The sequence below is a fragment of the Curtobacterium sp. PhB78 genome, from assembly GCF_003751685.1.
In the GTDB taxonomy this organism is placed as follows: domain Bacteria; phylum Actinomycetota; class Actinomycetes; order Actinomycetales; family Microbacteriaceae; genus Curtobacterium.
In genome coordinates, this window is the sequence record NZ_RKIA01000001.1 from 703,551 (window position 1) to 725,132 (window position 21,582).

General features: G+C 71.7%; 18 protein-coding genes. 5 read left to right on the top strand and 13 right to left on the bottom strand.

Annotated features, from left to right (window positions below; all coding sequences use genetic code 11):
• Positions 1 to 10: 10 nt before the first annotated feature.
• The 6 genes from EDF53_RS03465 to EDF53_RS03490 form a co-directional block, all read right to left on the bottom strand.
• Positions 11 to 1,153, bottom strand: a complete 1,143-nt coding sequence (locus EDF53_RS03465) for a glycosyltransferase family 1 protein (protein ID WP_123292216.1) — start codon at positions 1,151 to 1,153, stop codon at positions 11 to 13.
• A gap of 179 nt (positions 1,154 to 1,332) precedes the next feature.
• Positions 1,333 to 2,184 carry a dTDP-4-dehydrorhamnose reductase gene (gene rfbD / locus EDF53_RS03470; protein WP_123292217.1) on the bottom strand — a complete coding sequence of 284 codons (852 nt, stop codon included), beginning with the start codon at positions 2,182 to 2,184 and terminating at the stop codon, positions 1,333 to 1,335.
• Positions 2,181 to 3,167 (bottom strand): dTDP-glucose 4,6-dehydratase, encoded by a 987-nt coding sequence (rfbB, locus tag EDF53_RS03475; protein WP_111086003.1) that lies wholly within the window; start codon positions 3,165 to 3,167, stop codon positions 2,181 to 2,183. Before rfbB ends, rfbD begins: the two co-directional genes overlap by 4 nt.
• A complete protein-coding gene (locus EDF53_RS03480; RefSeq protein WP_123292218.1) occupies positions 3,164 to 4,777 on the bottom strand; it encodes a glycosyltransferase family 39 protein in 1,614 nt (537 codons plus the stop codon). Before EDF53_RS03480 ends, rfbB begins: the two co-directional genes overlap by 4 nt.
• Positions 4,774 to 6,333 carry a glycosyltransferase family 39 protein gene (locus EDF53_RS03485; RefSeq protein WP_123292219.1) on the bottom strand — a complete coding sequence of 520 codons (1,560 nt, stop codon included), beginning with the start codon at positions 6,331 to 6,333 and terminating at the stop codon, positions 4,774 to 4,776. The genes EDF53_RS03480 and EDF53_RS03485 overlap by 4 nt, the downstream gene beginning before the upstream one ends.
• Entirely contained in the window at positions 6,323 to 7,264 is a 942-nt protein-coding gene (locus EDF53_RS03490) for a glycosyltransferase family 2 protein (protein WP_111086000.1), read from the bottom strand. The genes EDF53_RS03485 and EDF53_RS03490 overlap by 11 nt, the downstream gene beginning before the upstream one ends.
• A gap of 98 nt (positions 7,265 to 7,362) precedes the next feature.
• On the opposite strand from EDF53_RS03490, the gene EDF53_RS03495 reads away from it, so the two are divergent.
• The 3 genes from EDF53_RS03495 to EDF53_RS03505 are packed head-to-tail and all read left to right on the top strand — an operon-like array spanning position 7,363 to position 10,685.
• Positions 7,363 to 7,971 carry a dTDP-4-dehydrorhamnose 3,5-epimerase family protein gene (locus EDF53_RS03495; RefSeq protein WP_123292220.1) on the top strand — a complete coding sequence of 203 codons (609 nt, stop codon included), beginning with the start codon at positions 7,363 to 7,365 and terminating at the stop codon, positions 7,969 to 7,971.
• Between the two features lie 21 nt (positions 7,972 to 7,992).
• Positions 7,993 to 8,856 (top strand): glucose-1-phosphate thymidylyltransferase RfbA, encoded by an 864-nt coding sequence (gene rfbA, locus EDF53_RS03500; RefSeq protein WP_111085998.1) that lies wholly within the window; start codon positions 7,993 to 7,995, stop codon positions 8,854 to 8,856.
• Positions 8,857 to 8,864: 8 nt separating this feature from the next.
• A complete protein-coding gene (locus EDF53_RS03505) occupies positions 8,865 to 10,685 on the top strand; it encodes a glycosyltransferase (RefSeq protein WP_148058256.1) in 1,821 nt (606 codons plus the stop codon).
• Between the two features lie 125 nt (positions 10,686 to 10,810).
• On the opposite strand, the gene EDF53_RS03510 is transcribed toward EDF53_RS03505, so the two are convergent.
• The 6 genes from EDF53_RS03510 to EDF53_RS03535 all read right to left on the bottom strand — a co-directional run bounded on the left by EDF53_RS03510 (position 10,811) and on the right by EDF53_RS03535 (position 16,710).
• Positions 10,811 to 11,350 (bottom strand): DUF805 domain-containing protein, encoded by a 540-nt coding sequence (locus EDF53_RS03510; RefSeq protein ID WP_185020926.1) that lies wholly within the window; start codon positions 11,348 to 11,350, stop codon positions 10,811 to 10,813.
• Between the two features lie 50 nt (positions 11,351 to 11,400).
• On the bottom strand, positions 11,401 to 12,255 hold the full coding sequence (locus EDF53_RS03515) for a glycosyltransferase family 2 protein (protein ID WP_123292223.1): 855 nt from the start codon (positions 12,253 to 12,255) through the stop codon (positions 11,401 to 11,403).
• Positions 12,252 to 13,442, bottom strand: a complete 1,191-nt coding sequence (locus EDF53_RS03520) for a glycosyltransferase family 1 protein (RefSeq protein WP_221181184.1) — start codon at positions 13,440 to 13,442, stop codon at positions 12,252 to 12,254. The genes EDF53_RS03515 and EDF53_RS03520 overlap by 4 nt, the downstream gene beginning before the upstream one ends.
• Positions 13,443 to 13,516: 74 nt before the next feature.
• Entirely contained in the window at positions 13,517 to 14,656 is a 1,140-nt protein-coding gene (locus EDF53_RS03525; RefSeq protein WP_123292225.1) for a glycosyltransferase family 2 protein, read from the bottom strand.
• Entirely contained in the window at positions 14,575 to 15,804 is a 1,230-nt protein-coding gene (locus EDF53_RS03530) for an ABC transporter ATP-binding protein (RefSeq protein ID WP_123292226.1), read from the bottom strand. Before EDF53_RS03530 ends, EDF53_RS03525 begins: the two co-directional genes overlap by 82 nt.
• A gap of 3 nt (positions 15,805 to 15,807) precedes the next feature.
• The gene (locus tag EDF53_RS03535) at positions 15,808 to 16,710 is read right to left on the bottom strand and encodes an ABC transporter permease (protein WP_123292227.1); all 903 of its coding nucleotides are present in this window, start codon (positions 16,708 to 16,710) and stop codon (positions 15,808 to 15,810) included.
• Between the two features lie 190 nt (positions 16,711 to 16,900).
• Between EDF53_RS03535 and EDF53_RS03540 the strand changes: the two genes are divergently transcribed.
• Positions 16,901 to 17,494 carry a hypothetical protein gene (locus EDF53_RS03540; RefSeq protein WP_123292228.1) on the top strand — a complete coding sequence of 198 codons (594 nt, stop codon included), beginning with the start codon at positions 16,901 to 16,903 and terminating at the stop codon, positions 17,492 to 17,494.
• Positions 17,494 to 20,043 (top strand): hypothetical protein, encoded by a 2,550-nt coding sequence (locus EDF53_RS03545; protein WP_123292229.1) that lies wholly within the window; start codon positions 17,494 to 17,496, stop codon positions 20,041 to 20,043. Before EDF53_RS03540 ends, EDF53_RS03545 begins: the two co-directional genes overlap by 1 nt.
• Before the next feature lie 173 nt (positions 20,044 to 20,216).
• Here EDF53_RS03545 and EDF53_RS03550 read toward each other — a convergent pair whose 3' ends face one another.
• Positions 20,217 to 21,533 (bottom strand): glycosyltransferase, encoded by a 1,317-nt coding sequence (locus EDF53_RS03550; protein ID WP_165918801.1) that lies wholly within the window; start codon positions 21,531 to 21,533, stop codon positions 20,217 to 20,219.
• Positions 21,534 to 21,582: the final 49 nt, after the last annotated feature.

Consider the following 21,582-nt stretch of genomic DNA (forward strand, 5'->3'; position numbering starts at 1 on the left):
CCGCGCCGGCTCAGAGGTCGGCGTGCAGCTGCCAGGTCTCGGCGGCGGAGTCGCTCCAGTCGTACATCCGGGCACGGTCCGGCCCGGCGACGGCGAGCTGTCCGGCGAGCAACGGGTCGTTGACCACCTGGTACACCGCCTGCGCGATCCGCTCCGGGTAGGAGTCCCGCGGGTTCCGGGCGACGGTCACCCCGGCGTCGGACGCGACCTCGGCCACCGCGGGGTCGTCGGAGTGGATGACCGGGGTACCGAAGCTCATCGCCTCGATCACGGGCAGGCCGAAGCCCTCGGCGAAGCTCGGGAACACGAACACCGTCGCCCGGTCGTAGACCACGGCGAGGTCGGCGTCGTCGATCCGCCCGAGCACCTTCACCCGGTCGCGGGCGAGCCCGGCGCGCTCGGCGGTGCCGTACACGTCGACGTCACCCCAGCCGTCCGGGCCGGAGATCACGAGCGGGATGTCGGCGGGGGCGTCGGGGTGCGCGAGCGCCTCGATCAGGGACCCGAGCGCCTTGCGTGGTTCGAGCGTGCCGACGGCCAGCACGTAGCGGTCCGGCAGGCCGAGACGCTCGGCGCGCAGGTCGGCGTCCACGGGCAGCCGCAGCCGACCGCTCGGAGCTCCGCCGATGACGCGCAGTCGGTCGTCGAACCGGTGGATCTCGTTCAGTGCGCTCGCGACCGCGTGGGTGGGCACGACGACGGCGTCGGCGTGCTTCCACGCGCGCTTCACCATCGCCTTGTGGAAGTGGACGCCGCGGGGCGTCAGGGTCTCGGGGTTCGTCCACGGCACGGTGTCGTGCACGGTGACGACGGTCTGGCGGCCCGGGTCCTGGAACCGGTCGTGCTTGACCAGGGGAGCGAGGACGCTCGGCGCGTGCACCATGCCCTTCGCGATGCCACCGACGAAGCCGCCCTGCCACGCGAGCGAGAGTTCACGACGGGCCAGCGGAAGACGCTGCAGGTCGGACAGACCGGGCAGCAGGGTGCGCAGGTGGGCCATCTCGTCGGAGCTGACCGCGGACACGACCCCGGCGACGTCGCAGCCGCTCGGCGCGTTCGCCACGAGGTGCCGGGCGAGCTCTTCGGCGTACCGCCCGATGCCACCCGGAACGGGTGCGACGACCTGGTCGACGAGGACGTGGAGGGTGGTCATGGTGCTGCTCTCCTCGTCGTGGTGATGGGGCCGAGGACCGGCCCGGCGCCCGGCTGCCCGACCCTACCAGGGCAGGTGGGCCGCCCCCTGGAAGCCGCGGCAGGAGACCTGGACGGGAGGCCCGGATCACGTTCGCGACGCGGCGGACGTGATCCGGGCCTCCCGGTCGACTGCCGTGCTTACTTCGTCAACGCTCCTGCGGCCACCGCAGCGCGCAGCGCCTCGCGCCAGTCGCGCATCGGCGCGAGGCCGGCGCGCGACCAGCCGTCATGGCCGAGCACGCTGTACGCCGGGCGCGGCGCCGGCCGGACGAACGCGGCGCTGTCGGTCGGCAGGACGCGCTCGGGGTCGAGCCCGAGCTCGGTGTAGATGGCGCGGGTGAAGTCGAACCACGACCCCTGCCCGGCGTTGGTGCCGTGGTAGACGCCCGCGGGGGCGTCGCCGTCGACGAGCTCGACGATCCGCGCGGCGAGGTCGCCGGTCCACGTCGGCTGACCGACCTGGTCGGTGACGACGCTCACGGTGTCGTGCGAGCCGGCCAGCCGGAGCATCGTCGCGGCGAAGTTCGGTCCGTGCGCGCCGTAGATCCAGGCGGTGCGGACGACGTACGACGTGTCCGGGGCGATCTCGCGCACGAACGCCTCGCCCGCGGCCTTGGTGCGGCCGTAGGCGTTGATCGGGTCGGTCGGGGCGTCCTCGGCGTACGGGGCGGTGCCGTTGCCGTCGAAGACGTAGTCCGTCGACACGGTGACGAGCTTCGCGCCGTGGCGGACCGCGGCCTCGGCCAGGAGCTTCGGGCCGGTCGCGTTGACGGCGAAGGCGTCGTCCTCGTGGCCTTCTGCGTCGTCGACCTTCGTGTACGCGGCGGAGTTGATCACGACGTCGTGTCCGGCGACGGCGGCGTCCACCGCGGCCGGGTCGGTGATGTCGAGCTCGGCGCGCGAGCGTGCCGTGACGTCGCGGCCGGCGAGCGCGGCCTGGAGGTCACGGCCGAGCATGCCGGCGGCGCCGGTGATGAGGTACCTGGTCATGCGATCGCTGCGCGCTCCTTGAGCGGCTCCCACCACGAACGGTTGTCGCGGTACCACTGCACGACGTCGGCCAGGCCCTGCTCGAAGGGGACCTGCGGCTCGTAGCCGAGCTCGGCCTGGATCTTCGAGATGTCGACCGAGTAGCGCAGGTCGTGGCCGAGACGGTCGGCGACGCGGTCGACGTACGACCAGTCCTTGCCGGTGGCGTCGAGGAGCAGCTGCGTGAGCTCCTTGTTGGTGAGCTCGGTGCCGCCACCGATGTTGTAGATCTCGCCGGCGCGGCCACGGGTCAGGACCATCGCGATGCCGCGGGTGTGGTCGTCGACGTGCAGCCAGTCGCGGATGTTGTTGCCCTCGCCGTACAGCGGGACGTGCACGTCGTCGATGAGGTTCGTGACGAAGAGCGGGATGACCTTCTCGGGGAAGTGGTACGGCCCGTAGTTGTTCGAGCAGCGCGTGATCGAGAGGTTCAGCCCGTGGGTGCGGTGGTAGCTGCGGGCGAGCAGGTCGCTGCCGGCCTTCGACGCCGAGTACGGGGAGTTCGGCTCGAGCGGGCGTTCCTCGTCCCACGAGCCCTCGCTGATGGAGCCGTAGACCTCGTCGGTGGAGACGTGCACGAAGCGCTCGGTGCCGTGGCGGAGCGCAGCGTCGAGCAGGCGCTGGGTGCCGACGACGTTCGTCTCGACGAAGATGCCGGAGTCGCGGACCGACCGGTCGACGTGGGACTCGGCGGCGAAGTGCACGATCGCGTCGACCGTCGGGACGACCTCGTCGAGCTTCGCGGCGTCACGGATGTCGCCGTGCACGAAGGTGTAGCGGGGGGAGTCGGCGACCGGTGCGAGGTTCGCTTCGTTGCCGGAGTAGGTCAGCGCGTCGTAGACGACGACCTCGGCGCCCTCGAGGCCGGGGTACGCGTCCTCCAGGGTGCGGCGGACGAAGTTCGAGCCGATGAAGCCGGCTCCTCCGGTGACGAGGATCTTCACGAGTTCTCTTTCCTGACGGTCGGTTCGTGGGTCGGCGGCGATTCTAGCGGGAGCCCGGTGACGGGGGTGGTCGTGGTGCTCGGCACGGCGGCCACGCGCCAGACGAACACGGCGGCTGCGACGGCGGCGGCGAGGAACAGCGCGCCGGCCAGTGCGATCGGGAGCGGCCCGGCGAGCGAGCCACCGGCCATCGCCGACAGGCCGCCGGGAGTGACCCGGAACTGGACGTTCTCCCACGCGCCGCGGTACGCGATGCCGATGCCGTACAGGGCGATGGCGAACGAGCCGACGGCGGCGATCCGGGCGAGCCGGCGGCGCAGTTCCGGACGGACGACCAGGGCACGCCACGCCACGGCCTGCGACAGCACGAGGGCGACGACGGCCACGAACAGGAACCGGCCCTGCAGCCCGTTGCCCTGGTGCGTGCCGAGGTAGTTCCGCCAGTTGTAGGCCAGGGTCGCGACGACGACGAGCACCGGCCAGACCAGGGCGATGGTCATCACCCGGCGTCCGGCGCCGCGACGCGCGTACGACCAGCCGAGGGCGACGAGACCGACGATCGCCAGGGCGTCGACGACCATGGGCGGCAGCGGCCACTGGTTCGCGCCGAAGTCCCCGAAGAACGAGGCGGTCAGGCCGTCCCACTGCCGACCGGCGAACGCGCCGGGGTTCGCGCCGCCCGACGGGTACGGCTGCACCGTGGTCACGCCGCGCAGGGCGTCCGGCAGCAGGGTCCCGCTGACGAGCAGCGTGCGGACCCACCACCAGCCGGACACCGCGGCGGTAGCGACGACGACCACGCCGGCGTGCAGGGCCGACCGGCGCCACGGACGTGCGGTGCGCTGGTCGCGGTCGCGGTCGCGGTCGCGCTCGCGCTCGCCGCGCTCGTCGCGGGCCAGCGCGAACACGAGCACGACGAACGGCACCGCCAGCAGGCCGAGTGCGCTGATCGCCGCCAGGCCGGTCACCGCCACGGCCAACCCCGCCGTGGTCCACCACGACCGGTCACCGGTGAGCACCCGCACGCTCAGCCACACGAGCACGGCGCCGAGCAGGATCATCGGCGCCCACGACGTCACGCCGGCGGCGACCTGCGCGAGCTGCGGCACCGCGAAGAGCAGCAGCGGTGCGACCAGGGCGGTCCGTGGTGACCGCGTCACCCGGCGGACGGTCGCCCACACGAGCACCGGCAGCGCGGTCACGAGCACGACGTCGAACAGGCGCAGGACGAGCACTGAGGTGGCCCAGTCGTGCGCCCCGAAGCGGATCAGGCGCAGGATGCCCGCGGCGACGAGCCAGTACGTCGGCGGGTTCTGCGACATCGGGTCGATCGCGGGGGAGTCGCCGGGGACCGCTGCCAGGAGCGCGTCGACGGTGGGGCGGTCGACGGCGGGCACCGGGTGCTCCACGATCTGCCGGATCGCGGCGAGGTAGTGCATCTCGCCGCCGTGCGGCCACCCGAGGCCGAGCGCCAGCCGGAACGCGGCGTCGACGTGCGCGGGCTCGTCGGGGGCGCCGAACGCGGGGGTGAGCAGCGCGAAGCCGAGCAGCAGGCCCAGCCACGCGACGGTGATCGTACCGAGCACGACCCACTCGCGGCGGGCGGTCACGCCGTCACCGCCGTTCGGCGCACGAAACGCACCAGCAGGACCGCCGTGGCGATCAGCGCGACCGCTGCCACGGTGGCCAGCGTGAAGTTCCCGCCGGCAGCGAGCATGCCGTACTGGTCGAACTTGACGATCGAGAACTCGTCGATCCAGAACGCGGCGTCACGGCCGAACGCCCGGAGCGCGTAGACGACGCCGTAGAGGGCGATGGCCGTCGCCGCGACGGACATGCCGACGGCCAGTCGTGTGGCGCCGGCCGCGGTGACGGTCACGCGCCGCCAGGCCAGGGCGCTCAGGGCGATCAGGGCGATGAGGGTGGGGTAGTAGTAGCGGCCCTGGGTGCCGGCGACGATCGTGTTCCGCACGTAGCCGCCCCACCCGCTCTGCATGTGCAGGGCGATCAGGATGACGGGGTACGACGCCAAGACGATCGCGGGTCGCAGCGACGGGCCGCGGCGGAACGCCCAGATGACGATGCCGGCGATCGACACGATGGTCAGGCCGTCGATCAGGAACTGGGCGAACTGGAACTGCGTCAGGCCGCCGACGCTGCCCCAGAACGTGCGGGTCACGCCGTTCCAGTAGTCGCGCAGGAATACCTCCGGACTGGCGGCGGTGTCGTCCGGGAACGGCATCGACGGACGGGCGTAGGCCATGCCGTCGGGCTGGATCGCGTGGTACACGAGGATGTTCCGCAGCCACCACCACCCACCGACGACACCGGCGATCCCCAGCGTCCAGGTGGTGCGCAGCACGTTCCGCCAGACGGTCGCGCGGGTGCAGCCCGCCGCCATCACCGCGATCCCGACGAAGGGGACGGCGGGCAGGGCAGTTCCCTTGGTCAGCAGCATCGCGCCGAGCAGCAGGCCGATCCACACCGTGGTCCGCACCCGCTGGTCGCCCGTCAGCAGCCGGACGACGAAGTACACCAGCGCACCCGCGAGGGGCAGCATCAGGGCGTCGTTCGTCACCGAGGTACCGATCGACGCGACCTCGGGGACGGCCAGGATCGCCGCCCCGCCGACCACGGCAGCCCGGGGCGAGCGGGTCAGCCGACGCACCGTGGCCCACGCCAGGAACGGCAGGGGCAGCACGAGCAGGGCGTCGAACAGCCGCAGGGCCATCACGGCGTGGTCCCACCGCAGGTCCTCGAAGTGCACCAGGTGGAGGACCCCGGCGGCCAGCGCGTAGTACGTGGGCGGGTGCTGCGACATCTGGTCGATGCTCGTCGGGTGCACCCCGGGGAACTCCCGCAGCAGCTCGCCCCACGTCGCGTTGTCGGACGCCGGCTGTCGCAGGTTGCTGATCTGCGTGTCGTGCGTGGCGTTGAGGTAGTGCATCGCGCCCGGCTCCGGCCAGGCGTCACCGATCGCCAGGTGCAGGACGGCGTCGACGTGCGTCGGCTCGTCCGGCGCCTTGTAGGTGGTCGTCACGATCGCCCAGACCGCCAGGACGGCGGCGAACGCGACCGTCAGGGCGATGACGACGACGCGCTCGGCACGGTCGACCCGTGGGCGGGCGACGGTGCCCGACACGGCCGGGGCCGTGTCAGTCGCCATACCGCTGCAGTTTCTGCAGGTCGAGCTGCTCCTCGGCCAGCGTGCGGTTGAGGCGGGTGAGGTCGGCGACGACGCCGATCACGATGGAGAGCAGCGCCGTGATGAGCAGCACCACACCGAGGATGATCGACTGCAGGTGGTTGCCGGGGGTCTGCATCGCGAGCAGCACCAGGTAGCGGACGAGCGGCCAGAGCCCGAGCCCGCCCAGGATCACGCTGACCCAGGCGAAGAGCGCCATCGGCCGGTACATCAGGTAGACCCGGGCGATCGCGGAGCCGGACTCGAACATGTGCTGGAAGATGTTGCTGAACAACCGGGACTCGCGGGTCTTCGGGTTCGTCGTGATCGGCACGGACGCGATCGCCAGGCGCTTGTAGCCGGCCTGCACGATGGTCTCCATGCAGTAGCTGAAGCGCGTGACGATGTTCAGGCGGATCAGCGAGTACTTCGAGTACGCGCGGAACCCGCTCGCGGCGTCGGGCAGGTCGAGCCCGGCGGCGCGGCTGGCGACCCACGACCCGAAGCGCTGCATGAGCTTCTTGAAGCCGGAGAAGTGCTCGATCGTGCGGGTCTGCCGGTCGCCGATGACGATCTCGGCTTCCTTGCGCAGGATCGGCTGGACGAGCTCGGCGATCTGCGCCTGCGGGTACTGGTTGTCGCCGTCGGTGTTGACGACGATGTCGGCACCGTGCAGCAGGGCGTAGTCGACGCCGTCGCGGAACGACCGGGCGAGCCCCATGTTGGTCGTGTGGTGCACGAAGTGCTTGACGCCGTGTTCCTTGGCGACCTCGACGGTGCGGTCGGTGCTGCCGTCGTTGATGACCAGGATCTCGATCTCGTCGATGCCGTCGATCTCACGCGGGATCGAGTCGATGACGCTGGCGAGGGTGTTCTCCTCGTTGAGGCAGGGGATCTGGACGAATAGCTTCACGGGCTCGCTTGGTCTCGTTTCGGGAGTCGCAGCGCGCGGGGCGCGGGGCACAGAACCAGGACAGCCTATGCGATGCGCCACCTTGCTAGGCTTCCCCGGTGCAGATCCGCGAACTGAAGATCCCCGGCGCGTGGGAGTTCACGCCCGTCCAGCACGGCGACGCACGAGGAGCATTCCTCGAGGCGTACCGGGCCGACGTCCTCGAAGAGACGGTCGGTCACCCGCTGGACCTCCGCCAGGTGAACATGTCGATCTCGTCGGCCGGCGTCGCGCGGGGCATCCACTACGCCCTCGTCGCCCCGAGCCAGGCGAAGTACGTCACCGCCGTCCGAGGCGCCTTCATCGACTACATCGTCGACATCCGCGTCGGTTCGCCGACGTTCGGGCAGTGGGACTCGGTCCGCATCGACGACGTCGACCGCAAGGCCGTGTACCTGTCCGAGGGCCTCGGCCATGCGATCGTCGCGCTCGAGGACCACTCCACGGTGAACTACCTGGTCAGCGCGCACTACGACCCCGAGCGCGAGAAGGGGATCACGATCCTCGACCCGACCGTCGGGCTCGAACTGCCGGACGGCATCGGTGAGCCGGTGCTCTCCGAGAAGGACACGAGCGCCCCGACGCTCGAAGCGGCCGCCGCCGCCGGTCTGCTGCCGACGTACGAGGAGTGCGTGGCCTACACCGAGTCCCTCCGCACGACGAAGTAACGAAGTAAGGAAGCGATCCCGATGAAGGGCATCATCCTCGCCGGTGGATCCGGCACGCGCCTCTGGCCGATCACCAAGGGCATCAGCAAGCAGCTCATGCCGATCTACGACAAGCCGATGGTCTACTACCCCCTGTCGACCCTGATGATGGCCGGCATCCGCGAAGTGCTCGTCATCACGACGCCGGAGTACAACGAGCAGTTCAAGGCCCTGCTCGGCGACGGCTCCGCCTTCGGCATGGAGATCCAGTACGCCGTGCAGCCGTCCCCGGACGGGCTCGCGCAGGCCTTCGTCATCGGCGAGGACTTCATCGGCGACGACAGCGTCGCACTCGTCCTCGGCGACAACATCTTCCACGGCACCGGCCTCGGGACGAACCTGCGGAAGAACACCGAGGTCGACGGTGCGACGATCTTCGCGTACCACGTGGCCGACCCGAAGGCCTACGGCGTCGTGGAGTTCGACGACGACTTCACGGCCGTCTCCATCGAGGAGAAGCCGGCCGAGCCGAAGTCGAACTACGCCGTCCCCGGCCTGTACTTCTACGACAACAAGGTCATCGAGATCGCGAAGACGATCGAGCCGAGCGCCCGTGGCGAGCTCGAGATCTCGACGGTCAACGAGCGCTACCTCGAGGCCGGTGAACTCGGCGTCCAGGTCCTCGACCGTGGCACCGCGTGGCTCGACACCGGCACGTTCGAGTCGATGATGCAGGCGTCCGAGTACGTCAAGGTCATCGAGGACCGTCAGGGCTTCAAGATCGGGTGCATCGAGGAGATCGCCTGGCGCAACGGCTGGATCGACGACGCGCAGCTCGCCGAGCTCGCCGCACCGCTCGTCAAGGGCGGCTACGGCGTCTACCTCCAGCGGCTCCTCGGCGCCTAGCACCGCCCGTGGCGTCCGGTTCTGGGTGGTTCGGTCGCCGTCGTCGCGACACGACGGCTGCCGACCACCCCGACCGGGAGGCCCGTCCCACGCCCGCAGCGACGACTGACGTCGTCCGCGTGGCCGGCTTCGACGGCCCCCTGCCGCACCTGGACCAGGACGTCACGGTCCTCGTCACGACCCGGTCGGACCGGCACGCCGAGGTCGCGCGCCTCGTCGCCGTCGCCCGCGAGGCCTTCGGCCGTGGCGCTGACGTCCGCGCCGTGAGCTACGTCGCCGACGCCTCGCCGCGCGATCCGTTCGGTCGTCGCCTGCCGTGGGTGCGGACCGTGCCGGTCGACGGCCTGGGGTCCGCGATCAACGCCGGCCTCGCCGCCGGGGTCGGACGGGTCCTCGTGCTCGTCGACACCTCGGTGACGATCGATGCCGCCGGTCTCCGGGCACTCGCCGCGGCCGACGCGGTGGCACAGGCACGGGTCCGCCTGCCGGACGGCGCACTCCGCTCCGGCGCCCGGCTCCTCCGTCCCGGGGCGCTGCCCTGGTCCGACGACGCCGTTCCCGGAGGCGCCGCCGAGGACGCCGACGCCGTGTTCGCAGCGGACCAACCAGTGCTCTCGACGCCGGGGGCGGCGCTGGTGCCGGCACCGTGCCTCCCGGACGAACGCATGACCCTGACTGCCTGGACCCGCGCCGTCGCCGATGTCCACGGCGGACCGGTGCGCGTCGTCGGTGCGGCGACCCGCTCGGTCGAGGCCGGCCGCACGGTCGACGCCTCGACCGTCGACGCGTTCAGCGCATGGCGGGACCGTGGGCCAGCGACACGTGACGTCGTGGCCGGGCCGCCGCTGCCGCCGTGGGGAGCGCGACCGGTGACACCGGTCCGCCGGACGACCAGCAGCGCCACCGACCCGCTCACCTGGTCGCTGAAGATCGCCGCTCCCGCCGGGCCCGAGGGTGACGGTTGGGGCGACGTGCACTTCGCCGCCGAGCTGGCCGGGGCACTCGAGCGGCTCGGGCAGCGTGTCCGGATCGACCGCCGTGACGCCCACGTGCGGGACGACGACGCCTCGGACGACGTGACGCTCGTGATCCGCGGGCTCGACCGGGTGCCGCCGAACCCCGCGTCGGTGAACCTCCTCTGGGTGATCAGCCATCCCGACGACGTCTCCGACACCGAGCTCCGGTCGTTCGACGCGGCCTTCGCCGCCGGGCCGGTCTGGGCTGCTGCGGCCGCAGCGCGATCGGGGGTCCCGGTCCGCACGCTGCTGCAGGCGACCGACCCCGCGGTGTTCCACCCGGGCGCGCGGGCGACGACGAGCCCCGATGCCGACCGGGTGGTGTTCGTCGGCTCGACCCGCGGCGCCGCGCGCCCGGTGGTCGCCGATGCCGTGGCGCTCGGAGCCGACCTGCGCGTGCACGGCCCGGGGTGGCAGGGCGTGGTCCCCGACGCAGCGCTCGGCGAACCGTCGCTGAGCCGGGCCGAGGTCGCCACGGCCTACGCCTCGGCGCGCGTGGTGCTCAACGACCACTGGGCGGACATGGCGGCCGGTGGCTTCGTGTCGAACCGGGTGTTCGACGTGTTGGCGTCCGGGGGAGTCGTCGTCACCGACGAGGTCGCCGGGCTGACCGAGGTGCTCGACGTCCCGACGCTCGCGGTCGCGCGTTCCCGTGACGAGCTCGCCGCGCTCCTGGACCCGGCACGAGTGTGGCCGTCCGCTGCCGAGCGGGCGGCGGTGGCGTCGCGCATCGCCGCAGAGCACTCCTTCGACGCCCGAGCCGCCGTGCTGCTGGACGCAGCCCGAACCGAACGCGCCCGCCTCCGCTCCTGATCCCCGCTCCGCGTCGACGAGTCCCGTCCCGAGCTGCGCCCCGCCGTGGTCATCGCGCCCCGACTCTTCGGGGCGCGATGACCGTGCCGGGGCGCGCCCGGCGTCGATCCGGATCGGGCGGGCGGCTACGCGGCGCGGTGGGCGACGGGAAGTTCGGCGCCGGACGGGTCCGGGGCCGAGGGGAGCGTCGGGCGCCAACTGCGGCGCAGGGCACCGAGCAGCAGGAACAGATCCATGATCGGGAAGCCGCCGAACAGCGCGATCCACGCCGGCGACCCGATGTCACGGAGTCGTCGCGCGCCGAGTGCCAGGTTCGGGATGACGGTCAGCACGCACCACACGAACAGCACCCACTGCGACGGCGGCCCCTGGGCGACGACGTGCCAGCCGTCGGGGCTGCCGTTGAGGCTCAGGACGGACTGCCCGATCCCGAGGAACCCGGGGGTGTTCTGGAAGGTCGACATCGAGTCGTCGGCGTCCGGGATCCCGGTGGCCATCGGCACGAACGTCACGACGAGCCAGACCACGAGCACGTCGACGGCGCGTGCCCACCAGAACTCGGCCCGGCTCGCACGGGCACGGCGGAACGTGAACGCCCCCGTCCAGTAGCGGCGGGCGGCGTCGATCGGGCCGCAGCCGAGCCAGGGTTCCGGGTCGCGGTGCACGACGCTGAGCCTAGTGGGGTCGCGCACGGCCCTGCAGGCCCCCGACCGGGCTACTTGCGTGTGACCCAGCGGGCGCGGGCAGAGAGGCCCGCGTGCAGGGCGACCCGCAGCGGCCAGAGCCACCACGCCCGGTACTTCCGCGACAGGAACCGGTACGCGCTGCGGTGGTGCTCGATCTCCATCCGGCGCCGGTTGGACGACGTCGAGTGCGCCCCGGTGTGGGTGACCACGGCCGTCGGCACGTACACGTTCGCGCGACCGGAGCGACCGACGCGCTGACCCAGGTCGACGTCCTCGAAGTACATGAAGTACGACTCGTCGAACCCGCCGAGCTCGCGGAACACCGACGTCCGGATGAGGAAGCACGCGCCGGACAGCCAGCCGGCCTCGCGCTCGACGACCTGCGTGGTGGACCAGTACCGCTGGCTCCACGGGTTGGCGGGCCAGAACCGCGAGAACGCCGCGTGGCCGAGCCCGGTCCGGAGCGACGGCAGCTGGCGCGCGGACGGGTACGTCTCGCCCTGCTCGTCGAGGATCCGCGGCCCGAACGACCCGCCGGACGGCAGCCGGTCGGCGGCGCGGACGAGTTCGTCGATCGAGCCGGGTGCGAGCACGACGTCGGGGTTCGTGACGAGCAGGAACTCGGGGCGGACGTCGGGCAGGACGTCGTCGAGGGCGCTCAGTGCGGCGTCGATGCCCCCGCCGTAGCCGCGGTTGCCCCCGGAGGACACCACGACGGCACCGTAGGACTCACCGATCGCCCGCAGTGCGTCGATGTCGGCGGAGCCGTTGTCGGCGATCACGACGGCGACCGGCTCCGAGGACGCCGCCGCGACGCTCGCCAGGAACGGCCGGATGGTCTCGCCGGTGTTGTAGGTGACCGTCAGCACGGCGACGCGGATCACCGGGTACCCCCGGCCCGAGCGTCCCGGGCCACGGCCGTGTAGGCCTCGACGTGCACGGCTGCCGTGGCCTCCCACGTGAACGAGGCGGCCCGGGCCAGCGCGGCCGCCCGGTGCGACGCGACGAGCGACGGGTCGTCGAGCAGCCGCGTCATCGCGGACGCCAGTGCGGGGGCGGACGGCTCGGTGTACACCGCTGCGTCACCGCCGACCTCGGGGAGTGACAGCCGCCGGGTGGTCAGGACGCAGGCGCCGGAGGCCATCGCCTCGACCACCGGCAGCCCGAAGCCCTCGCCGAGCGACGGATAGACGACGAACTCCGCGCCGCCGAGGTAGCCCGCCAGGTCCTCGAGGGGCAGGTAGCCGGCCTCGATCACGTGGTCGTCCGGCTGCAGCGCGTCGAGCCGGGCGATCGCGGACTCGTCCCAGCCGCGGGCCCCGGAGAGCACCAGCCACGGGACGTCGGAGCCACCAGCCGAGCCACCGTCCGAGCCGGCGTCCGCGCGCGCGGAACGCACCGCGGCGTAGGCGTCGAGCAGCGCGGTGACGTTCTTCCGCGGTTCGATCGTGCCGAGGAACGCGATCCACGGCGCACCCTCGGGCAGCGTCGCGGCGATCCGGGCGTCCTCGACCTCGGCGGTGGACGGCTCGTGGAACACGGCACGGTCGACGCCGAGCGGTGCGACCCGGACGTCGGCGCGGATGCCGGTCACGACCCGTGCGGCCTCGGTCGCGGTGGCCGCGCTCGGCACGATGACGACCGGGCGGGAGCGCAGGGACCGGCGGCTCCACCAGGTGAAGAACGTCCGCTTCAGGCGGGAGTGCCACTCGGGGTTCGAGAAGAACGTGGCGTCGTGCAGGGTGACGACGGATCCGCCGCGCCACGCGAACGGGAACGTGTAGTGCGGGGAGTGCAGCACCTGCGCGCCGAGCCGACGGCCGAGCGCCGGCAGCCCGGTCTGCTCCCAGAGGAACCGGAGCGGCACCGAGTCGGTCCAGCCCGGCGCGGTGTGCACGGTCGCGTGGGGCGCGACGGCGGCGAAGTGCGGAGCGTGCACGGGTCGGACCACCAGGTGGACGTCGAGCGCCGGGTCGGTCAGGTGCGACACGACCCCCTCGACGTAGCGGCCCACACCGCCGAGTGCACGCGGTACCGCGGTCCCGTCGACGAGGACGGTGAGCTGCGGCACGCGAGGGTCCTTCCGAACGGGGGCGCCACGGTCGGGTCCGTCGGCGGGGGAGTGACCAGGATAGCCCTCCGCGCTCATGCGCCCGGGTCCACGCTGCGGCGCGGGACGGACGCGCGCCGCGACTCGCGGAGCCGCCGCGCGAGGTGCGACGGGAGCGCCCCGACGACGTCCGCGAACGCTGCCAGGACGAGCCGGGCCTCCCGTCGGGTGGGAGCAGTGAGCAGTCCGCGCAGGCCGCGGAAGAGGGTCCGGGCGCTCGCCCGCAGGACGGTGCCCCACGGTGCGTGCCAGAGCGCGACGACCATCCGGTTGCGCGCGTTGCGGAAGAGGAACAGGTCGCTCTGCACCCCGGACGACGCCGAGTGGTCGTGCTCGACGACCGCGTCGGCCGCGTGTTCCACGCGCCAGCCGCGTCGGCGGAGTCGCCACGCGAGTTCGGTGTCCTCGTAGTACATGAAGAGCGACTCGTCGAGCAGCCCGACGTCGTCGAGCGCGCTCCGCCGCAGGGCGGAGGCCCCACCGGAGAACCCGAAGACGTCGACGTCCGCGACGCGGTCGACGGGCGCGAACCAGTCGCGGTCCATGCCGTTGCCGTCGTGGTCGACGCGCACGCCGGTCGAGTTGAGGCGAACGTCGCCGTCGGGCGACGGAATCCACGAGCGGCCGTCGTGGCCCTGCAGCACGCGCTGGCCGGGTGGTGACGTCGCGCCGACCGGGAGGCCCGACCAGCGTCCGGCGAGCACGATGCGGCCCGTCACGGCCGCGACCTCGGGCCGCGCCTGCGCCAGGTGGTCGCGGAGCGCCGCGACGAAGCCCGGCGCGGGGACCGCGTCGTTGTTGAGCAGCACGACGACCTCGGCGTCCGCGTGCCGGATGCCGGTGTTGGCGCCGGCCGCGAACCCACCGTTGTGCTCCCGCGCGACCACGTCGACGTCGGGCAGCTCGCGGCGGAGGACGGCGACGGAGTCGTCCGACGAGCCGTTGTCGACGACCACCACCTGGTCGGCCGCGCCCTCGGCGAGCACGGCGCGGACGGCCGCGGTCGTCAGGTCGGCGCGTTCCCAGTTGACGACGACGACCGCGGTGCGCGGGACGCCCGGGGTCCGGACGTCGGTGCCGTCGTCGGTCGGGCTCAGTCCAGCTCCTCGATCGAGGGCTGCGCGTAGACCGTGCCCACGGCGTTCTCGAACCCGGGCACCTCGAACGAGTCGCACTCCGGCATGTCGTGCAGGTGGCGGCCGGCGGAGTCCATCATCGACACGTTGATGAAGTACTTGCCGGTGCCGAACGCGGTGTCGGCGATCCGCAGGCGGAGCTTCCGGCGACCGTGCAGCGGCTGCAGTTCGAGGCCCATGATGCCGGTGGTGGTGCCGTACACGACCTGGCCGCCGGCGTTGTTGATCTGCACCGCGGCCTCCCAGTCGGCGATGCCGTCCAGGTGCTCGAACTCCATGTCCACGACGAGGTCGTCGCCGGGCATGACCTCGGCGCGGGGCTCCTTGCCGTCGACGTGCACGCTCGCGCCGAGGACCTTGCCGCGGCCGACGGCGACGTCGGTGCTGAGCTCGCCCTGGCGGCGTTCCTCGAGGACCTCGCGGAACATGCTCACGGCCTGGACGGGATCGCCGTCGTGCAGCACCTTGCCCTTGTTGAGCAGGACCACCCGGTCGCACATCTCCTGCACCTGGCTGAGCGAGTGCGTGACGATGATGATCGTCTTGCCCGCCTCTTGGAAGGTGCGGATGCGGTCGAGGCACTTGCGCTGGAACGCCTCGTCGCCGACGGCCAGCACCTCGTCGACGAGCAGGACGTCGGGGTCGGTGTGCACGGCGACGGCGAAGGCGAGTCGCACGTACATGCCGGATGAGTAGAACTTCACCTGGGTGTCGATGAAGTCGCCGATCCCCGAGAACGCCAGGATGTCGTCGAACTTCTCGTCGGTCTGCTTGCGGCTCAGCCCGAGCAACGACGCGTTGAGGTAGACGTTCTCGCGCCCGGACAGGTCAGGGTGGAAGCCGGCGCCGAGCTCGAGCAGGGCAGCGAGGCGACCGCGGCGGGCCACCGTGCCGGAGGTCGGCTGGATGATGCCGCCGATGGCCTTGAGCAGGGTCGACTTGCCGGAGCCGTTCTGGCCGATGAGGCCGACCGTGGAGCCGGCCTGGATCGACACGGTGACGTCGTCGAGGGCCCAGAAGTCCTGGCGGTGCTTGCGGCCGGCGCGACCGAGCGTGACGATGCGCTCGCGCAGGGTGTTGTCCTTGCGGACGGTGAAGCGCTTGCGGACGTGGTCGATGACGATGACGTCCGGGCGCTCGGCGGTGCCCTCGGTGGGCGTCGGGGCGACGGGGGTGCTGATGGCCATGGTCTACAGCTCCTGCGCGAAGTTGCCCTGCAGACGGGAGAACACCCGCTGCGCGCCGAGGAGGCAGAGGACACCGATGACGAACGCGATGCCGAGGCGCAGCATCAGGTGGTCCGGGTACGTGACGTCGGCCGGGTCGTGCAGCCAGATCGCGTTCTGCATGCCGAGCACGGCCAGCGTCAGGGGGTTGTTCGTGTAGGCGGTGATGAGCCAGTCGGTGTTCACGGTGGCGACCACCCGCGAGTACGAGTACACGATCGGCGAGGCCCAGAGCAGGACCATGAGGCCGACGTCGATGACGAACTGCACGTCGCGCAGGTACACGTTGAGCGCGGACAGCACCAGGCCGATGGCCGCGCCGTAGACGAGGATCACCGCGAGCGACGGGATCAGGTAGACGAGCCCCTCGTGGAACGGGAAGACGCCGATGACCACGGTCGCGGCGAGCAGGATCGCGAACTGGATGGTGAAGTTGACCAGGGCCGCGCCGACGCTGGCGAGCGGGAAGACCTCGCGCGGGACGTAGACCTTCTTGATCAGCCCGGAGTTGCCGACGATCGAGCCGGTCGACCCGGCGACGATCTCGCTGAAGAGCGTGTACGCGGTCAGGCCGGTGAAGACGTAGATCGCGAAGTTGTCGATGCCGTTGGCGGCGCCGAGGACCTTGCCGATGACGAAGTAGTAGATGAGCAGCTGGGTCAGCGGGCGCACCAGCGTCCACACGAACCCGAGCGCCGAGTCCTTGTACCGCGCCTTCAGGTCGCGTCGGATGAGCATCCCGAGCATCTCGCGCTGCCGGAAGACGTCGCGCAGCTCTCGCCAGGTTCCGCGGAAGGCGCTCGTCGGAGCGCCGATCACGACGAGGGGTTCCTTCGCGAGCGCCGCCATGCGGGCTTGATCGACCATACGTCTCTTCGTTCGTGGGGGCAGGACCGGAACAGCATACTCACCGGGCCCGCGCGGCAGGGATGGGCGACGGCCGTCGTGCACCCCGAGCGGGGGTGATTCCGGACCGATCCAACCCTCAACCTTCACTTTGGGGTTACCGTTGTCGCAACCCGGACCCTTGTCAACATCCACAGGACGGCCCGTCAGCATGCTCCTCGCATCCAGGCCGATCGCTGCGTTCGCGGTGGTCGGTGCCCTCAGTGTTCTCTTGGCCGGTTGTTCCGGTGGTGGCGACGACGCCACCCCGTCGCCGTCCGCGTCAGCGACCCGCACCGCGAGTCCGACCCCGACCGCCGACGACTCGGCGACCACGGAGCCCACCGGCACCGCGTCGTCGCCCGCGTCCGAGGCCACAGACGACCCCACCGCCTCGGACGACGACACCCCCGGTGCCTTCCCGGGGACCGGCTCGACCAACGAGCCGGACACCGACCCGTCGGACTTCCCGGCGACCGCCGTCGTCACCTACAGCGGCTGGGACACGGCTTCGAAGTCGCTGCAGGCCGGCGGACTCGTCTCCGGCACCACCGACACCAGCGGGATCTGCACGTTCACCGCGAAGAAGGGGAGCGTCACGCGCACCGCCACGAGCGCGGCGCAGGCGAGTGCTTCCTCGGTCAACTGCGCGCAGGTCGCGTTCCCCGCGGCCCAGGTCCCCAGCGGCACCTGGTCCGTCACCCTGACCTACGCCGTCGGCTCCGCGTCGACGACGTCCGACCCGATGCCGGCGGAGGTGCCGTGATGCGTTCCATCCAGACCGAGTCGGACGGGCGCCGTCGCCGACCCTTCCGGACCTCCCTCGCGATCGTCGCGGCACTCGCCGTCGCCGTCAGCGGGCTGACCTTCGGCACGATCCTGTCCGAGCAGACCACGACCGAGTCCGCCTCGGCCGCCGTCGCCGGCGACTTCGACCCGGGCAACATCATCAGCGACGCCAACTTCTACAACGGCTCGGCGATGAACGCCGCGTCCGTGCAGTCGTTCCTGACGAGCGTCGCCCCGAACTGCCGGAAGTCGTCGAGCGGACCCGCTTGCCTGAAGGACTTCTCGCAGAAGATGAGCGCGATCGGCGCCGTCTCCGGCCGGTGCAGCGCCATCGCCGGCGGCACCAAGTCCGCCGCGACGATGATCGCCCAGGTCGGCGCCGCGTGCGGCATCAGCCAGAAGGTGCTCCTCGTGCTCCTGCAGAAGGAGCAGGGCATCGTCACGACGTCCTCGCCGACGTCCTACATGTACCTGCACGCCACCGGCTTCGCGTGCCCCGACACCGCCCCGTGCGACCCGGCGTACTTCGGCTTCGGTCAGCAGGTCTACGCCGCCGCGCTCCAGTTCAAGCGCTACCAGTCGTCGCCGACCTCGTGGGCGTACCAGGCGGGTCGGACCAACTCGATCCTCCTCAACCCGAACGCGGCCTGCGGCCGCAAGTCCGTCTACATCCAGAACCAGGCGACCGCAGGGCTGTACATCTACACCCCGTACACCCCGAACACCGCCGCGATGTCGAACCTCTACGGCACCGGCGACGGCTGCTCGGCGTACGGCAACCGCAACTTCTGGCGCATGTACACCGACTGGTTCGGCTCGGCGACCGGCGGCGGCAACCCGTACGGCAACGTCGACGCGGTCACGCCGAGCTCGACGTCGTCGATCACGGTCAGCGGCTGGGCCGTCGACCCGGACACCACGAGCGCGCTCCGCGTCGCGTTCTACGTCGACGGCGCCGGGGCGAAGACCGTCACCGCGAACGTGAACCGGCCCGACCTGTCCGCCACCCTCGGCGCGAACAACCTCAAGCACGGGTTCTCGACCGAGCTGACCGGGCTGAGCGTCGGCAAGCACTCGGTGTGCACCTACGCCATCAACCAGGGCAAGGGCAGCAACACGCTGCTCGGCTGCTACACCCGCACGGTCGTGAGCGCAGCCCCGAAGGGTGCACTCGACACCGTCACCGGCAGCGCCGGCACGATCACCGCGACCGGCTGGGCCCTCGACCCCGACTCGGCGAAGCCCGCCCCGTGGAAGATCCTGGTCGACGGCGTCAGCAAGGCGACCGGCACCACCGACCGCACCCGCACCGACGTCGCCAAGGTCTACAAGGGCGTCGGCAGCACCCTCGGGTTCTCGAAGACGATCGGCGGCATCACGCCGGGCACCCGCACCGTGGCGCTGTACACGCAGGACAAGCCCGGCACCGACTACGTCAAGGTCGCGTCGAAGTCCGTCACCGTCAGCGCCCCGACCACCGGCAAGACCGGCAAGACCGGAGCGCTCCGCGGCTCGTACGAGTCCGTCACCGGCGGTGCCGGCACGGCCACGGTGCGCGCGTGGGCGATCGACCCGGACGTCTGGGACCCCGTCAAGTACAAGGTCCACGTCGACGGCGTCAGCACGAACAGCGGCACCGCGAACGCCACCCGCACCGACGTCGAGGCGAAGCACCCGTCCTGGGGTTCCGACGTCGGCCTGGCACTCCGCCTGACCGGGCTGAGCGCCGGCAACCACACCGTGCGGGTCTACTTCCAGGACCTGCCGAGCGGCACCTACAAGAGCTTCGGCACGAAGACCGTGAAGGTGACGTCGGCCACCGCCCCGTCGTCCGGCACCACCGGCAAGACCGGCAAGACCGGCGCGGTGACGGGCTCGTACGAGTCGGTCACCGGCGGCGTCTACAGCGCGACGGTCAAGGGCTGGGCGATCGACCCCGACGTGTGGGACCCGGTCAAGTACAAGATGCACCTGGACGGCGTCGCGATCGACCCGGGTGTGGTGAACGCCAAGCGCACCGACGTCGAGGCCGTCCACCCGGGCTGGGGCTCCGACGTCGGCCTGTCCGTGCAGCTCACCGGTCTGAGCGCGGGCACGCACACCGTCCGCGTGTACTTCCAGGACCTGCCGAGCGGCACGTACAAGAGCTTCGGCACGAAGTCGTTCACGGTCATCGACCCGCCCGCGACGGGCAAGACCGGCAACACCGGCGCGGTGAAGGGGTCGTTCGACTCCGTCACCGGCGGCAAGGGGACCATCACCGTCACGGGGTGGGCGATCGACCCCGACGTGTGGGACCCGGTCAAGTACAAGATGCACCTGGACGGCGTCGCGATCACCCCCGGCACGGTGAACGCGACCCGCACCGACGTGCAGAAGAACTACCCGAACTGGGGTTCGGACGTCGGGCTGTCGCGGGTGCTCACCGGGCTGCAGCCCGGCACGCACACCGTGCGCGTCTACTACCAGGACCTGCCGAGCGGGACGTACAAGAGCTTCGGGACGAAGACGGTGACCGTGCAGTAGACGGTCGCCGAGACGGACGGGAGGCCCGGTGCCAGCTGGCACCGGGCCTCCCGTCCGTTCCGTGGTCGCGCCCAGGGCGGCGGATCGTGAGCAGCAATGGTCGGGTCCGGTGGACGGACCCGACCATTCCTGCTCACGAAGTGAGCGCGCTGAACGTCGGTGCTGGTCCCACGTCAGCGGCGCACGCGCCGGGCCATCAGGCCCACGCCGTGCAGCAACCGGTACTCGGGGGAGCGGGTGAGGCCCGCGAACCGCGCCGCGATCTGGTCGCGCTCCGCCTCGGCCTGGCGGCGGGCCGTGTCGTACGCGCCGACCTGCTGCTCCGACGCGACGAGCCGCCGGTTGATGTCCTGCACCCCGGACAGGTGGACGTCACGGTCGTGCTCGGCCTGCCGCAGGACCTCGCGCTGCGCGGTCGCCCAGCGCAGGAACGCGTTCCGCTCGCCGGACCGACCCGAGGCGACCGCGACGGCCGCGTCCAGGACCGGACCGACCTGCTCGGCGCGCGCACGGAACGAGTGCCGCTCGACGACCACGGCACGGAGTCGGGCCGTCAGGGCCGTGCGCTCGGCGCGGGGCATCGCGAGCACCCGCTCGAGCGACGCGGCGTCGTCGAAGACCGGCACGTCGGACAGGCCGAGCTCGTCCAGGCCGAGCGCGCAGTCCGTCACCGGCAGCGCCCCGGACGCGAGTGCCTCGTACAGGCGCGAGTTCAGGGTGCCGTACTCGGCGGCCGGGGCGATCACGTCGTCGACGACGAAGCCGGCGGCGCGGTACACCTCGGGCAGCGCGAAGTAGGACACCGCGGGCCGGAGCTCGACGCCGGCCGTGGCCTCGACGTGGTCGACGTTCGCGGCGAACCACACGATCGGCTCGGCCGGGGCGACCTCGGCGAGCACGTCCTGCACGCGGCGGCGCACGCCCCAGAAGTTGACGGTCGTGACGGCACGGTCCGTGCGCTCGGACGCCGTGGCGGGCGCGGTCGTGCCGGCCTCGTGCGGTCGCTCGTCGGTGAACAGGTCCAGATCGACACCGATCGGGACGACCTCGACCGGACCGTCGTACTGCGCGGCGACGGCGTCGCGGGCGATGCCGGACGACGTCCACACCGCGTCGAACTCACCGAGGTAGGGCAGGGCCGCCCACTTCGCGGTCCAGTTCCGCACCCACGCGACCAGGGCGGTGCCGGCGGGGACGTACCCGGGGACGAACGACTCGATCATGCTGACCACGACGGCGGTGTCGGCGGGGACCGCTTCCCCCCAGCGCTCGAGCGGCCACATCGCGACGCCCCAGCCCTCGGCACGGAGCGCCCGTGCGAGCCCGAGTGCGACGAACAGGTCGCCCTTGCCCTCGGTCGGGTCGGCGGTCGACACGGCGAACCGGACGGTGCCGCGCGGCCCCTCGGCGTGCGCACCGGCCGCGATGGCCGCGTACTCCGGTGCGAGGGGCGAGGAGAGGGGAGTGTTCGGGATCACTGCGGCAGTCACGCGGCCCATTCTGCACGAATCGGCGACGGCCACAGGGGAGTGGCGGGGC